Raw genomic sequence first — 15,599 nt, 5'->3', positions numbered from 1 at the left:
AATATATCATTTACGCTCAAGGTATGGCGCCAGAAGGGTCCGAAAGCAAAAGGCGCTTTTGAAACATACCAGATGAAGGACATCCCCGGCGATACTTCATTCCTCGAAATGCTGGATATCCTGAACGAACAACTGATTTCTGAAGGTAAAGAACCCGTTGTATTCGACCACGACTGCCGCGAAGGTATCTGCGGTATGTGCTCGCTCTACATCAACGGACACCCCCACGGCCCGGCAACAGGTGCCACCACTTGCCAGATTTACATGCGCCGCTTCAAAGATGGCGACACCATCACCGTTGAACCGTGGCGTTCCGCCGGTTTCCCCGTCATCAAGGACTTGATGGTGGACCGTACGGCTTACGACAAGATTATGCAGGCAGGCGGTTACGTCAGCGTGCGTACCGGCGCTCCGCAAGATGCCAACGCCATCCTGATTCCGAAGCCCGTTGCCGACGAAGCCATGGATGCCGCCTCTTGCATCGGTTGCGGTGCCTGCGTGGCAGCTTGCAAGAACGGTTCCGCCATGCTGTTCGTTTCGGCAAAGGTGAGCCAGCTGAACCTGCTGCCTCAAGGCAAACCCGAAGCGTTGCGCCGTGCCAAGGCCATGTTGAGCAAGATGGACGAACTCGGTTTCGGTAACTGTACGAACACCCGTGCCTGCGAAGCCGAATGCCCGAAGAACGTCTCCATCAGCAACATCGCCCGCCTGAACCGCGACTTCATACGTGCGAAGCTGAAAGACTAAACAGCCTTTCCACATTTATTAATTGATTTGATTAATATCACAAGCAACTCCCCTGCCGGGCAACCGGTAGGGGAGTTTTTTGTTTCCACTCCACGGAAGCAAGGCAGGCATTCCATACAACCTCTGCCAATATGCTATCTGCAAGCGACAGATTGCGGCATTATATAAGGCTGGTCGCCGTTTTCCCGCATCTTCCGTCAAATCGTGTACGAAAACGCTAAATTTTAGTGAAAGGAAACTAAAAGTCATTATAAACAAAAGCATAAATTTGGAAGGAAAGCCGACAAGCCTTACATTTGTCACGTGATTTTTTTTCATAGTATTAGATTTAAGGTTAACAAAGATTGGAGTACGGCGGTACTCCTTTTTTTATGCCCATACCCCTGAGCGCCCGTGCGGAAAGGAGAGGCTTCGGAGCCTTTTGACAGGCAATTATATCCCGGTTTGACAGACACTTGTGTCTGTCTTCCAGAAGTCCAGTGTCTGACGCGACAGACACTAGTGTTTGTCACGTTGAACACAAGTGTCTGTCAGGCCATCTTCTTACGATTGAAAATCAGCGGATTACAGAATCTCAAAACGTTGGTTGGAGCATCCTTGCGCATCGGCTTCTTACAAGAATCGGGAAATAAACGCCTCTCCTTTCTGTTTCTCTCCGAAATAAATGTAACTTTGCCATCCATTAATGGATTTGCTTAAGACGATGAACAAGATTAATTCCGTATGCGTATATAGTGCCTCGAGCACGAAGATAGCTCCCGCCTATTTTGAAGCCGCCCGCGAACTGGGCGCGCTGTTGGGACAGAAACACATCCGCCTGATAAACGGGGCAGGAAACATGGGCCTGATGGCCGCCGTGGCAGATGCCGCCCTGCAGGCGGGCGGAGAGGTGACGGGGGTCATCCCCCGCTTCATGGTGGAGCAGGGATGGCACCACACCGGGCTGACCCGGCTCATCGAAGTGGAGAGCATGCACGAACGGAAGAAGCTGATGGCCGACCGGAGCGATGCCGTCATCGCGCTGCCCGGCGGCTGCGGAACGCTGGAAGAGCTGCTGGAAATCATCACGTGGAAACAGCTTGGGCTATACCTGAACCCGATTGTCATCCTGAACATCGGGGGCTATTTCGACCCGCTGCTCGCCATGCTCCGCAAGGCGGTGGAAGAGAACTTCATGCGCATGCAGCACGGCACCATCTGGCACGTGGCGCAAACGCCGCAGGAAGCGGTGGAACTGATACACACCGTCCCCCTGTGGGATGCCTCCATCCGTAAATTCGCCGCGATATGACCCACCTGCTGATGACTTGGACAACGGGCGGAATGGAAAGAATCCCCATCCCCTACTCCCTGCGGATGGATGATGGCATCACCCTGATTCTGTTGTGCTGCTTTTTCTTGTCGGCATACATCCTTTCGCACAACCGCAAACTGCTGTTGCAACTGATGAAGAACTTCCTGCTGCATCGCGAACGCGCCAGCATCTTCACCACCTCCACGTCCGCCGACATGCGCTATCTGCTGCTGCTTATCCTACAGGCGTGCGTGCTTGCGGGCATCTGCTTTTTCAGTTATTTCAAGGATGTGACTCCCGGCCTTATACAGCATGTCCCGCCCGGAATCCTGCTGGGCGCATACACGGTGATATGCCTTCTCTACCTGTTTCTGAAATGGATGGTCTATTCCTTTCTGGGTTGGATTTTTCTTGACAAGAGTACGCTTTCGTTCTGGATTGATTCCTATTCCACGCTGCTCTATTATCTCGGATTCATCCTTTTCCCGCTTGCCCTTTTCATCGTTTATTTCGACCTGAATATACTGCAAACGGTCGTCATAGGACTATTTTTAGTCGTTTCTACCAAAATAATGATGCTCTACAAATGGTTAAAGCTTTTTTGTCATAATTTACGAGGCTGTTTATTTTTAATTTTGTACTTTTGCGCCCTTGAAATAATGCCTTGCCTTGTATTATATCAAGGAATGATGCGTTTAAACGATTTTTTGATAATAAAATTTTAGTACATTGAAGATAAAGAAAGTACTTGTGTCGCAGCCGAAACCGGCATCAGAGAAATCTCCTTACTACGACATAGCCGAAAAATATGGAGTAAAAATAGATTTCCGTCCTTTCATCAAAGTGGAAAGCGTCTCCGCAAGAGAATTCAGGCAGCAGAAAATTTCGGTGCTGGATCATACAGCCGTCATTTTCACTTCACGCCATGCTATCGACCACTTTTTTCACCTGTGTACGGAATTGCGCGTGACGATTCCTGAAACCATGAAGTATTTCTGTGTGACAGAGTCGATCGCGCTCTACATCCAGAAGTATGTGCAGTATCGCAAGCGTAAGATTTTCTTTGGAAACACCGGGAAGATTGACGATTTGATGACCGCCATCACCAAGCACAAGACCGAGAAATACCTGGTTCCGATGTCGGACGTACACAATGACGACATCAAAAACCTGCTGGACAAGGCAAAGGTGCAGCACACGGAAGCCGTGATGTATCGCACGGTCAGCAACGACTTTGGCCCGGAAGAAGAGTTCGACTACGACATGCTGGTGTTCTTCAGCCCTGCAGGTATCACCGCCTTGAAGAAGAACTTCCCCAACTTCGACCAGAAGGATATTAAAATCGGAACGTTCGGCGCCACCACCGCACAGGCAGTGCGCGACGCGGGACTCCGCCTCGACCTGGAGGCTCCCAGCGTGCAGGCTCCCTCGATGACGGCGGCGCTCGATATGTTCATCAAAGAAAATAACAAGAAATAGTTAGCAGGTGATAGTTGGTAGTTCGTAACTACCAACTGCCAACTACCAACTATCCACTACTAACATGCCAAATACGCTCCACAAGTCCGAAAGACTGGACAAGAAGAAAGTGATAGAGAAGCTGTTCGCGGGCGGCTCGCGTTCGTTCTCCGTCTTCCCCCTGCGGGTGGTCTATCTTCCCGTAGAAGAGCTGGAGGCACCTGCTTCCATACTGGTCAGCGTGTCGAAGCGCCGGTTCAAGCGAGCGGTGAAGCGCAACCGGGTGAAACGGCAGATTCGGGAGGCTTATCGCCTGAACAAACACGGACTGCTGGACGTGCTTGCCGACAAACAGTGCCGGCTGGCCATCGCCTTTATCTACCTTTCGGACCAACTGGTGGAATCTTCCCTCATCGCCGAACGCATGAAAACCGCATTGGCACGCATCGCCGAAAAGGTGGCGGCCACAAGCGACGACGGAGCGCAACTCCCGCAACAGCCATGAGACGCCTGCTTTCTCACCTGCTGCTGCTTCCCATCTATTTCTATCAGAAGTGCATCTCGCCCATGCTGGGGCCTTCGTGCCGCTTTACGCCCACCTGTTCGCAATATGCGGTGGAGGCCATCAGGAAACACGGGCCTTTCAAGGGGCTTTGCCTGACGGTGAAGCGCATCCTACGTTGCCACCCCTGGGGCGGTTCGGGCTACGACCCCGTGCCCTAAACACCTACACACCCGCGCCATGTTCCCGCTCGACATCCACACCCACCACCGACCGCCCCGTCCCTGCGAGGCCATCGTGAACTGCTATCCCGAAACGTTCGCTCCGCAAGCGGAAGGCCGCTACTCGGTAGGGATACATCCGTGGCAGGCGGGGCAGATTGCCGGCGACAACGGGCTGCACACCACCATCGAACGGCTCCGCACCCTGTTGCGCCATCCGCAGGTGCTTGCCGTGGGCGAGGCGGGGATAGACAAGCTGGCCGATGCGCCCGTGAAGTGGCAGCTCCGCCTATTCGAGCAACAAGCGCGGCTGGCAGAAGAGGCGGGAAAGCCGCTCATCATCCACCTGGTGAAAGCCGCTGAGGAGCTGTTGAGGCTGAAACGCACGCTGCATCCCTCCGTTCCCTGGATTATCCACGGCTTCCGCGGGAAAGAGGAGCAGGCAAAGGAGTACCTGCGGCACGGTTTCCACCTCTCTTTCGGCGAGAAATACCAAGAGGCGGCACTCCGCACGGTGCCCGAAGAGCGCCTCTTCATCGAGACCGACGAAAGCACGGTTCCCGTCCGCGAACTCTACGCCCGGGCGGCACGGGTGCGCGGCACCTCCCCCGAAACACTGGAGGAAACGATATGCGGAAACGTCCGCAACCTCTTTTTTAAACCCTAAGAGTTGTTTCTTCGGATAAAGAGTCGTATTTTTGCGCTCTCTTAAAGAGAAGACTATAGACAGACAATCAATAATTTAATTAATCAGATAACTGAATCATTCGATGAACTTTGTAGAAGAATTAAGATGGCGTGGCATGCTCCACGATATGATGCCGGGTACGGAAGAACTTCTGGCTAAGGAACAAGTAACCGCATACATCGGTTTCGACCCCACGGCAGACTCCCTGCACATCGGTCACCTTTGCAGCGTGATGATTCTGCGTCACTTCCAGCGTTGCGGACACAAACCGCTGGCACTGATTGGCGGCGCCACGGGCATGATTGGCGACCCTTCGGGCAAGTCTGCCGAACGCAACCTGCTGACCGAAGAGACCTTGCGCCACAACATGGAAGGCATGAAGGCACAACTCTCCAAGTTCCTGGACTTCGAGTCCGACGCTCCCAACCGTGCCGAACTGGTGAACAACTACGACTGGATGAAGGATTTCTCCTTCCTCGACTTCGCCCGCGAGGTGGGCAAGCACATCACCGTGAACTACATGATGGCAAAGGACTCCGTGAAGAAGCGCCTGAACGGCGAGGCTCGCGACGGACTCTCCTTCACCGAGTTCACCTACCAGCTGCTGCAAGGCTACGACTTCCTGCACCTGTACGAGACCAAAGGCTGCAAGCTCCAGATGGGCGGCAGCGACCAATGGGGAAACATCACCACCGGTTCCGAACTGATCCGCCGCACCAACGGCGGTGAGGCGTTCGCCCTGACCTGCCCGCTCATCACGAAGGCGGACGGCGGCAAATTCGGCAAGACAGAATCGGGCAACATCTGGCTCGACCCGCGCTACACCTCTCCCTACAAGTTCTATCAGTTCTGGCTGAACGTGAGCGACGAAGATGCCAAACGCTACATCAAGATATTCACCGCCCTCTCCCGCGAGGAGATTGAAGCCCTCACTGCCGAGCACGAAGCCGCTCCCCATTTGCGCGCGCTCCAGAAGCGTCTGGCGAAGGAGGTCACCATCATGGTACACTCCGAAGAAGACTACAACGCTGCGGTAGATGCTTCCAACATCCTCTTCGGCAACGCCACCTCCGATGCCTTGAAGAAGCTGGACGAACAGACGCTGCTTGCCGTGTTCGAAGGCGTTCCCCAATTTGAAGTGTCGCGCGATGCCCTGGCTGCCGGCGTGAAGGCGGTCGATCTCTTCGTGGATCATGCCGCCGTATTCGCCTCCAAGGGCGAGATGCGCAAGCTGGTGCAAGGCGGCGGCGTCTCGCTGAACAAAGAGAAGCTGACTGCTTTCGACCAAGTGGTGACCACCGCCGACCTGCTGGACGACAAGTACCTGCTGGTACAGCGCGGCAAGAAGAACTATTACCTGATTATCGTTAAATAAAGAAGGTAAAGGAAGTTATCGGAAATCAGAGGCCAATACTCCATTTGTGGGAACAAAATTATCGCTTTTACCCCCTCAAGCACCTAGCTTCTTTGGTATCCTCTGAAAAAAATGAAGCTTCTGCAATAAAAATAGCCCCGAATACTTGCATATTTCGGGGCTTCCTTTTATCTTTGCACCGCTTTTTAACAGAAAGCCGTTAAGTTTGGACTATGGTGTAATGGTAGCACAACAGGTTTTGGTTCTGTTTGCCCAGGTTCGAGTCCTGGTAGTCCAACTGAGAGAGCCCCGGAAACAATAATAAGTTTTCGGGGCTTTTTTCGTTACTAAGCATGTAGCGAACAAACACAATGCATCCCTTTCCTGCCGGAAAGGCGTATGCATGAGATTTATTTCATCTCCGTTCTTTCTTCCGATAGCGGCAATGTTTTCGGGCAGAAGCGGGGATGTTTTTATTAACAAGCGGCAATGTTTTGAGGAAGTAGTGGCTATGTTCTGAACAATTTTGGTATATATTTGGCACAATAATAGTGCATTTTCTCCATTTTCTTTTCTTATCTTTGCGCCGTGCACGCAAACGGTGTGTCTCTATAACAGAAATAGCAATCGAATCGGATGCGATTACCGGCTTGAAGCAGCCATTGTGTCTTGAGTAAAAACGGTGCATGAATCGTATAGATACCAGAAATAGCATATTATGTTTTACATTTAACAAAATAACATTATGAATCCGTATTTGAATTTTTCTTTGGAAGGTAAAGTAGCCCTGGTTACAGGTGCTTCTTACGGTATTGGTTTTGCCATCGCTTCGGCTTTCGCAGAACAAGGTGCAACCATCTGCTTCAACGACATCAACCAGGAACTGGTGGACAAAGGTCTGGCTTCTTACAAGGAGAAAGGCATCGAGGCTCACGGCTATGTATGCGACGTGACCGACGAACCCGCCGTACAGGCACTCGTAGCACAGATTGAAAAAGAAGTCGGTACGATTGACATCCTCGTGAACAACGCCGGCATCATCCGCCGCGTGCCCATGCACGAGATGGAAGCCGCCGATTTCCGCCGCGTCATCGACATCGACCTGAACGCCCCGTTCATCGTATCGAAGGCCGTTCTGCCCGCCATGATGAAGAAAGGTCACGGCAAGATCATCAACATCTGCTCCATGATGTCCGAACTGGGCCGTGAGACCGTATCGGCATACGCCGCTGCCAAAGGCGGCTTGAAGATGCTGACCCGCAACATCTGCTCCGAATATGGCGAATACAACATCCAGTGCAACGGAATCGGCCCGGGCTACATCGCCACTCCGCAGACTGCCCCGCTTCGCGAAAAGCAACCCGACGGCAGCCGCCATCCGTTCGACTCGTTCATCTGCGCCAAGACTCCGGCAGGTCGCTGGCTCGACCCGCAGGAACTGACAGGCCCCGCCGTGTTCCTGGCTTCCGAAGCTTCCAATGCAGTGAACGGACATATTCTCTACGTGGACGGAGGTATTCTGGCTTACATCGGAAAGCAGCCGAAATAAATCTTTAATGGATAATTGGAAGTGGATAATGGATAATGAGAAGGTATACCCCCCCCGTTATCTGTTATCCACTTTTTATTATCCGTTGCTGTTATCAATTATCAATAATCCATCACCAATTATCATTTAACGAAGTGAAAAAACTATTCTTACTAAGCATCGCCGCCCTGTTCTGCTTCTCTTGCAGCGACAACAAGACTGTGACGGTCACAGTGACCAACCCGTTGGCCATCGAGCGTTCCGCCGAAATGGTGGAGGTATCCATGGACGAGATATCTTCCCGCCTGAATCTGGCAGACACGGCGCAAATCGTTGTACTGGATGCCGAAGGCGCACAAGTACCCTATCAAGTGACTTACGATGAAAAACTGATTTTCCCTGCCGCAGTGGCTGCCAACGCCACAGCTGTCTATACCATCCAGACAGGAACTCCCGAAAACGTATCCGTGAAGGCTTGCGGTCGCCAATACCCCGAACGCATGGACGACATGGCGTGGGAGAACGACCTGGTGGCTTTCCGTGCCTACGGCCCCGCTTTGCAGGCAAGGGGCGAACGAGGCTTCGGCTACGACCTGTTCACAAAGTACAACACAACAGCGCCCGTCTTGGAAGATATGTATGCCAAAGAACTGAATGCCGACTCCTGGAAGCAGGTGAACGAACTGCGCAAGACCGACCCCAAAGCCGCCGGAGAGTTGATACGGACCTTCTCCTACCACGTGGACCACGGCTTCGGCATGGACTGCTATGCGGTAGGCCCTACACTGGGCGCGGGCGTGGCCGCACTCATGGTGAACGACACCATTCTCTATCCCTGGTGCTACAAGACATACGAGATACTGGACAACGGCCCGTTGCGCTTCACGGTGAAGCTGGAGTTCAATCCGCAGAGCGTGAAGGGTGACACCACCGTAGTAGAAACCCGTGTGATTACGCTGGATGCCGGTTCGCACCTGAACCGCACGGTTGTTTCTTACAGCAACCTGCAAGAGACATTGCCTATCGCGGCAGGCTTCGTGTTGCACGAACCGGACGGCACCGTCAAGACCGACGCCGAAGGCGGCTACATCACGTATGTAGATCCCACTACCGGTGCCGGCAACGGCAAGATATTCATGGGTGCCGCCTTCCCCGCCGTGGTCAAGGAGGCAAAGACCGTACTCTTCCCCGAAGAGGAGAAGAAGCAGCGCAACAACGCCGACGGCCATGTGCTCGCCATCGGCGACTATGAACCGGGTGCCGAATATACTTATTACTGGGGATTTGCCTGGAGCAAGGCCGACATCAAGACCATCGATGCCTGGAACCAATACATGGCCGACTTCACGCAAAAGCTGCGCAATCCGCTGACGGTATCTTTCTAATTAAAGGAGTTATCGGGAGTTAAAAGGAGTTATCACTCCGCTGTGCTCCGTTAGGAGTTAAAAGCCAATAGTCCTGCTCGTGTAAACTGACGGTTTTGTTTTCACAAGCAGGACTATTGGCTTTTAACTCCTTCTAACTCCCGATAACTCCTTCCAATCTACAGCACCTTGAACTCATACCCCTCTTCCTTCAAGAACTCGATGGCACGGGGAAGCGCATATTGCAGGTTGCCGTTGCACCACGACTTCTGCGAGTCGTGGAAGGTGATGATAGAGCCGTTGCGGGCATAGCGCATCACGTTGGCAAGCACTTGCGGGCCGCGCAGCTTCTTGCTATAGTCGCGGGTCACGAGGTCCCACATCACAATCCGGTAGGTGCGCTTCAAGACCCGGTACTGGTTGGCGAACATGTGTCCGTGAGGCGGACGGAACAGCAGGGGAAAGAGGGCTTTCTCGACGTTGCAGTTGATGTCGCCACCCATCTCCATGAAGATGCGTGCCTGTTCGGTGTTGCCTAAATAGTTTTTGGCGGTATATTCAAATCCGCGGATGTGGTTGAATGTGTGGTTGCCGATGCGGTGCCCGCGCTCCACCACCATGCGGAACTCCTCGGGATACTTCCGTATGTTGTCGCCCACCATGAAGAAGGTGGCTTTGATGCCGTGTTTATCGAGCAAATCGAGCACCCACGGGGTGACTTCGGGCACAGGACCGTCATCAAAAGTCAGATAGACGGCCTTCTCATCAGGATTCATTCGCCAAAGGGCGCTTCGGTACAGTTTGCGGACAAACTCGGGTGGTTGTTCTATAAACATAGGTGCGGGCCTCTCTCCCCTGCCCCCCTCCCCCCGCAAGGAGGGGAGTGAAGATAGCTTTGTTAATATTATATTGAATGAAGCAGTTTCGCTCCCATCCACTCTCCCCTCCCTACAGGGGAGGGGTCGAGGGAGAGGCTTACCTCATTCTTTCTTTATACATATTATATAGTTCTTCCACTTTGGCATCGTAGGTCTCCGCCTGTTCGGAGCCATACTTCTGCATGGTCTTCACTTCTGCATTGAACACGGAGAAGTGGTATTCAAACTCACCGGCAGAAATCAGGAAACGGTTGTCGTCCAGGCTCAGATACCAGGTCAGATATTCCACGGCTTTGTCGGCAAGGGCTTTCATTATCTCGTCCGCTTTGGCCGTCTCGCCCAGCTGATAGTAGGCTTCCGCCATTTGCACGGCACCGTTCTGCCAGTCGTAGGCAACGTTGTAGGCTGGAATCATCTTCTCGGCGTAGTCCAGCGCCGCTTTCGCCTTCTCTGTCTTGCCCTCGCGCATCAGCTGTTGGATGAGCTGCGAGAAGATGCGGCGGTGCGAATGGCACATGCGCATGGCGTTCTCGTCGATGTAGATGCCCGGCTTGTCGATGCCGCCATAGCGGAACTTGTTCATCAGGTTGTCGTACATCTTCTCCGAGTCTATTGCGACGCCCGTCTTAGAGGTGTCGAAGGGAGTGAAGCGGTAGGCAAGGCCTTCTTGAATGAAGTGGTTGTCCATACCCAGCTGGTTGTCGTTTCCTACACTGACGGCGATGTAGATGGGACGTTCCCAGTTCGCCTCGCTCAGCATTTCGAGCATCATCAGCTCGCTCTTGTAGAGGGCGCGTTTGGGGACGTATTCGCCTTTGTACGTTTTGGTGCGCAGCTTGATGCTCATGTAGTCGGGGATGGAGTCGCCCGGCAGCAGCATGCCGCTGCGACGCACGGCCTCCTTATCCACCTTGATGACAACGCTGTCCGTAGGAATCACCTTCAGATCACTGTCTTTCGGCGAGCGTACCCAGTGCTTGAGGATGTTCTTCAGCTCGTAGGGGTTGTCGCCAAACTCCTTCTTCACGTTAATCAGCGCTTCGGGGTTGCCGTCCAACGCCTGCTTTTCGGCTTCGGCATAAAGGGCGTCGATGCTCTTCTTGTATTCGGGCTGGATGGGGATGTATTCGTTGGTTCCTTCCACGTAGTCCTTCCGGTCCCAGGTGATGGGCAGCGACGGAGAGTCGTAGGCGGGACGCTTCATCTGGTCGATATACCAGTCGGTCTGCAAGTACGAGAGGTTGCAGGTGCGGGCATCGGTGCGGAAGCCTTCGGTCTCTTGGTTGTACCACAAGGGGAAGGTGTCGTTGTCGCCGTTCGTATAGATGATGGGGTTGCCGCTCTCTTGCAGAGACATCAGGTAGTTCTGTCCGAAGTCGCGCGCCATATAGCGGCCGCTGCGGTCGTGGTCGTCCCACGTCTGGCTTGCCATCTGTATGGGGACGAGGAGGCAGAGCAATACAATGACAATTGACAATTGACAATTGATAATTGACAATTTCTTGCGAGCGGTTTCATCGTCCTTTCCTTGGCAAAACAATTTCTTCATTGTCAATTGTCCATTGTCAATTATCAATTGTTTCAGTCCTGCCACGCCCATGCCAATCCAGATGGCGAAGGCGTAGAACGAGCCGGCGTAGGCATAGTCGCGCTCGCGCGGCTGGCTCGGAGTCTGGTTCAGGTAGAGCACGATGGCGATACCCGTCATGAAGAAGAGGAAGAACACCACCCAGAACTGCTGGATGCCCTTCTGTCCGCGATAGGCTTGCCACAGCAGGCCGATAATGCCGAGGAGCAGGGGCAGGCAGTAGAAGACGTTGCGTCCCTTGTTCTCTTTCAGCTCACCGGGCAGCAGGGTCTGGTCGCCCACCAGCCAGTTGTCTATGAAGGAGATGCCCGTAATCCAGTTGCCGTGCTCTATCTCGCCGCTGCCCTGGATGTCGTTCTGCCTTCCGGCGAAGTTCCACATGAAGTAGCGCCAATACATCCAGTTCAGCTGGTAAGAGAAGAAGAACTTGATGTTCTCCCACTGCGTGGGCATGTTCACCATAATCATGTTGCCGCACTTGTCGTAGGGCACGTCATAGCCCGTGATATCCTGCCAGGCAAGGTATTGCTGCGTGTGTGTGCTGCTATACATGCGCGGGAAGAGCATGTTCTGCGCATATTCGTACTCGATGCGGCCGGGTATTTCGATGTACGAGTCCTTTTCGTCGGGAGTCTCCTTCTCCTTGCGGATGAACTTCGTATGGCTCTCCTTGACGCGCGGCTCGCAATAGCCGTCCTTCACGTCGAGCGCCACTTGCGAGGAGAAGGCAGGGCCGTAGAAGAGCGGGCGTGTGCCATACTGCTCGCGGCCCAGGTATTCACCAAGAGTGAAGATGTCCTCCGGCGAGTTCTGGTCCATCGGCGTGTTGGCGGTGGAGCGGATGACGATAAGGGCGTAGGAGGAGTATCCGATGACGATGAGCAGGGTGCAGAGCAGCGCCGTGTTCAGCGTGCGTGCCGATACGCGGAATCTCTCCGCGATGCCGCCTTGCGTCTTCGGGCAGAGGTAGAGCCACAGCAGCGCGATGACGATGATGCCGATGACCACCGAAGCGGTGCCGCGACCGTAGAACGGAATGCCCAACATAGCGATGGTGAGGATAAACGAGAGCGCCATGCGCGTCTTGTTGCGTTCGGTGTAGCTCTCGTAAACACCCCAGAAGAGGCAGGCCGCCAGCAGGATGATGTAAACGATGACACCGCTGTTGAAGCCCATGCCAAACGTATTGACAAAGAGCAGTTCGAACCAGCCGCCCACCTTCACGATGCCCGGCACGATGCCATAGAGCACCACCGCCACCAGCACGGCAGAGGCGAGCAACGCCAGCAGCGAGCCCCGGGCGTTGGCATCGGGCACCTTCTTGTAGTAATATACCAGCACGATGGCGGGCAGGCAGAGCAGGTTCAGCAGGTGCACGCCGATGCTGAGGCCTGTCAGGTAGGCGATGAGAATCAGCCAGCGGTCGCTGTGCGGCTCGTCGGCAACGTCTTCCCACTTCAGTATCAGCCAGAACACCACGGCGGTGAACAGCGAGGAGAAGGCATACACCTCACCCTCCACGGCACTGAACCAGAAGGTGTCGCTGAACGTGTAGGCAAGCGCGCCCACCAGTCCGCTACCCATGATGGTGACCATTTGGCTCATGGTGATGCGGTTCTCGTCCGTCACCACCAGCTTGCGCACCAGGTGCGTGATGCTCCAGAAGAGGAACAGGATGCACGCCGCGCTCATCAGCGCGCTCATGTAGTTCACCATCTTCGCCACTTGCGAGGCGTCGGAGGCAAACTGCGAGAAGAGGTTTGCCACCAGCATGAAGAAGGGTGCGCCGGGCGGGTGTCCCACTTCCAGCTTATAGCCGGTAGTGATGAACTCCGGGCAGTCCCAAAAACTTGCGGTCGGTTCGATGGTCAGGCAATAGACCGTCGCCGCAATGAGGAATGTAATCCAACCCATCAGGTTGTTCACGGTTCTGTACTGTTTCATTCGGATGAAATTCGTTGTTTTATAATCTGCTAATTTTCAACCATCTAAATACCACCTGACAGACACTTGTGTCTGTCCTGACAGGAGCTTGTGTCTGTCCTGACAAACACTTGTGTCTGTCGTCTTGAACACAAGTGTCTGTCAAACCGTGGAATATATGGTATAAAACGAGGCAAAGATAGTGAAATCTCTCGTAAGTTGGTGTTTTTTCGTCATTTTTGCCTTTTCTTATTAGGGCAAGAAGCCTGTCAATCGTTATTAAGCCAATGAGACGTAACTTTAAAATACCGGAACCAATCATTTAAAACTTTTGAAAGATATGAATTCCAATGCAGTGAAAGCTATCCTGCCGGCAAGCCTGCTCCTGATGTGCGGCTTGTGCTCTTGCACGCAGGAAAAGACTATGGCAAAATCCGAAGGCATCGTGACAACCTCCAGAATGCTGAACCCCATCGCCCCTCCGGGGATGTACATCGCCGACCCCGAAGCACGGGTGATGCCCGACGGCAGGCTCTATGTATATGGCTCGCGCGACGAGTCTCCGGAAAACTGGTGCTCACGCTCGTACAATGTGCTCTCCACTTCGGATATGGTGCATTGGGAAGCCGACCAATGCTCGTTCGCCACAGACGGACCGGGCAAGCAGACGGATTATACCGACCGCATCCTCTATGCCCCCGACTGCATCTACCACAACGGAAAGTACTACCTCTACTACTGCCTCGCCGGCGAATTGGCTGATGACGAGGGTGTGGCCGTGGGCGATTCTCCCTACGGTCCTTTCCGCGACGGCAGGGTCATCAAGGGAGCATTGGGCATAGACCCCTCCGTGTTCATCGACGACGACGGTCAAGGCTACCTTTTCTGGGGACAGGGCAGCGCCAAAGGCGCGAAACTGAGCAAGGATATGCTTTCGTTGGACGGAGAGATTCACGACAGGATAGTGACCTACAAGGAACACGCCTTCAACGAAGGAAGCTCGGTACGCAAACGCAACGGCATCTACTACTTCATCTATCCCGGACACCAACGCCACGGACAGAGCAACTGCGCCACGTTGAACTACGCCACTTCGGACTCGGTATTCGGCCCCTACACCTATCGGGGCGTCATCATCGACAACCTGAAGAGCGGCAACGCCGTAGAGAACAACCACGGCTCCATCGTCGAGTTCAACGGCCGGTGGTACATCTTCTACCACCGTCCCACCCACGCCAGCTCCACCATGCGCAAAGCGTGCGTAGAGCCTATCCACTTCAACGAAGACGGCACCATACAGGAGGTGGAGATGACCACTCAGGGCGTCGGAGGCCCCATCGACCCGCGGATTCGCATGGACGCCGCCAGAGCCTGCGAGATGGAGGGCAACGTCAGAGTCGTGGTGCGCCGCCCCGACAACGACATCCCCGTAGAATACCTGGCTGAGATACGCGACGGCGACTACGCTTGCTGGAGATACTTCGATTTCAACGCCGCCACCGTCCGCCGCTTCATCTGCAAGACGTGGGACAAGAGTCTGGCAGGCATCGTCGAGATACGCCTCGATGCCCCCGACGGAGAACTGATAGGCACGTGCGACGTGAAACCTATGGCCGGAGAAACGGCATACGCCATCCACGAGACCGACGTAAGACCCATCACCGGCAAGCACGCCCTCTTTCTGGTGTTCAGAGGCAAGCATGCCGAAGACACGGGCAAGAGCCTGATGAACCTGGAATGGTTCAGGTTCGGCGAATAAGAGGCGGATATAAGAGGCGGACAAGCAGATGCTCCTTTTGTCCACCTCTTCCTTTCGTTACCCCGTGCCTTCCGGACAAACAGCGGGAATCGACTTCAGGATATGGACGCAGTCTTCAAATGTAAGAATATTTTCCTTCTTCTTTCCGCAGCCGGCACATTCCGGCAGAAAAACGTCCTTTCCCCCTTTTTCTGCGGTTCTCCCTATCCGCTCCCTGACCGACCCCTACCAGAGCCTATTCGGCTTCGGACGTTCTTCGGACAAACTCCACTCCCTAGGACCGAAGAATGTCCGA

13 protein-coding genes and 1 tRNA gene are annotated in these 15,599 nt (G+C 53.9%); 12 read left to right on the top strand and 2 right to left on the bottom strand.

What is annotated here, in order from left to right; translation table 11 throughout:
- The 11 genes from K2G43_RS02230 to K2G43_RS02180 all read left to right on the top strand — a co-directional run.
- On the top strand, positions 1-747 hold a 747-nt coding region (locus K2G43_RS02230), incomplete at its 5' end, for a succinate dehydrogenase/fumarate reductase iron-sulfur subunit (protein ID WP_300152857.1).
- Positions 748-1,450: 703 nt separating this feature from the next.
- Positions 1,451-2,038: a TIGR00730 family Rossman fold protein gene (locus K2G43_RS02225; RefSeq protein WP_297644071.1), complete on the top strand. Its 588-nt coding sequence runs from the start codon at positions 1,451-1,453 to the stop codon at positions 2,036-2,038.
- Complete coding sequence (locus tag K2G43_RS02220) at positions 2,035-2,766, top strand: DUF4271 domain-containing protein (RefSeq protein WP_297644070.1); 732 nt, start codon at positions 2,035-2,037, stop codon at positions 2,764-2,766. Before K2G43_RS02225 ends, K2G43_RS02220 begins: the two co-directional genes overlap by 4 nt.
- A 4-nt stretch (positions 2,767-2,770) precedes the next feature.
- Complete coding sequence (locus K2G43_RS02215; RefSeq protein ID WP_297644069.1) at positions 2,771-3,520, top strand: uroporphyrinogen-III synthase; 750 nt, start codon at positions 2,771-2,773, stop codon at positions 3,518-3,520.
- A 64-nt stretch (positions 3,521-3,584) separates the two neighbouring features.
- Positions 3,585-4,004 carry a ribonuclease P protein component gene (rnpA, locus tag K2G43_RS02210; protein ID WP_297644068.1) on the top strand — a complete coding sequence of 140 codons (420 nt, stop codon included), beginning with the start codon at positions 3,585-3,587 and terminating at the stop codon, positions 4,002-4,004.
- Positions 4,001-4,222 carry a membrane protein insertion efficiency factor YidD gene (yidD, locus tag K2G43_RS02205; RefSeq protein WP_297644067.1) on the top strand — a complete coding sequence of 74 codons (222 nt, stop codon included), beginning with the start codon at positions 4,001-4,003 and terminating at the stop codon, positions 4,220-4,222. The genes rnpA and yidD overlap by 4 nt, the downstream gene beginning before the upstream one ends.
- 19 nt (positions 4,223-4,241) lie before the next feature.
- A complete protein-coding gene (locus tag K2G43_RS02200; RefSeq protein WP_297644066.1) occupies positions 4,242-4,889 on the top strand; it encodes a TatD family hydrolase in 648 nt (215 codons plus the stop codon).
- Between the two features lie 103 nt (positions 4,890-4,992).
- Positions 4,993-6,285, top strand: coding sequence for a tyrosine--tRNA ligase (tyrS, locus tag K2G43_RS02195; RefSeq protein WP_297644065.1), 1,293 nt, complete (start codon positions 4,993-4,995; stop codon positions 6,283-6,285).
- 206 nt (positions 6,286-6,491) lie between these two features.
- Positions 6,492-6,562 (top strand) — tRNA-Gln (locus K2G43_RS02190).
- Between the two features lie 447 nt (positions 6,563-7,009).
- The gene (locus tag K2G43_RS02185; protein WP_297644064.1) at positions 7,010-7,813 is read left to right on the top strand and encodes a gluconate 5-dehydrogenase; all 804 of its coding nucleotides are present in this window, start codon (positions 7,010-7,012) and stop codon (positions 7,811-7,813) included.
- Between the two features lie 134 nt (positions 7,814-7,947).
- Positions 7,948-9,177 (top strand): DUF4861 domain-containing protein, encoded by a 1,230-nt coding sequence (locus tag K2G43_RS02180; RefSeq protein ID WP_300152856.1) that lies wholly within the window; start codon positions 7,948-7,950, stop codon positions 9,175-9,177.
- A 158-nt stretch (positions 9,178-9,335) separates the two neighbouring features.
- On the opposite strand, the gene K2G43_RS02175 is transcribed toward K2G43_RS02180, so the two are convergent.
- Together K2G43_RS02175 and K2G43_RS02170 are read right to left on the bottom strand one after the other, a co-directional pair.
- Complete coding sequence (locus K2G43_RS02175; RefSeq protein ID WP_297644073.1) at positions 9,336-9,992, bottom strand: polysaccharide deacetylase family protein; 657 nt, start codon at positions 9,990-9,992, stop codon at positions 9,336-9,338.
- A 139-nt stretch (positions 9,993-10,131) separates the two neighbouring features.
- Positions 10,132-13,566 (bottom strand): DUF2723 domain-containing protein, encoded by a 3,435-nt coding sequence (locus tag K2G43_RS02170; RefSeq protein WP_297644429.1) that lies wholly within the window; start codon positions 13,564-13,566, stop codon positions 10,132-10,134.
- A 319-nt stretch (positions 13,567-13,885) separates the two neighbouring features.
- Here K2G43_RS02170 and K2G43_RS02165 point away from each other — a divergent pair, with 319 nt between their 5' ends.
- Positions 13,886-15,304 carry a family 43 glycosylhydrolase gene (locus K2G43_RS02165; RefSeq protein ID WP_300152855.1) on the top strand — a complete coding sequence of 473 codons (1,419 nt, stop codon included), beginning with the start codon at positions 13,886-13,888 and terminating at the stop codon, positions 15,302-15,304.
- Positions 15,305-15,599 lie beyond the last annotated feature (295 nt).

This window comes from Bacteroides sp., from assembly GCF_029057325.1.
In the GTDB taxonomy this organism is placed as follows: domain Bacteria; phylum Bacteroidota; class Bacteroidia; order Bacteroidales; family Bacteroidaceae; genus Bacteroides.
Note: the sequence above shows the minus strand (reverse complement) of the source record. Positions and strands in the feature narration are given on the sequence as shown.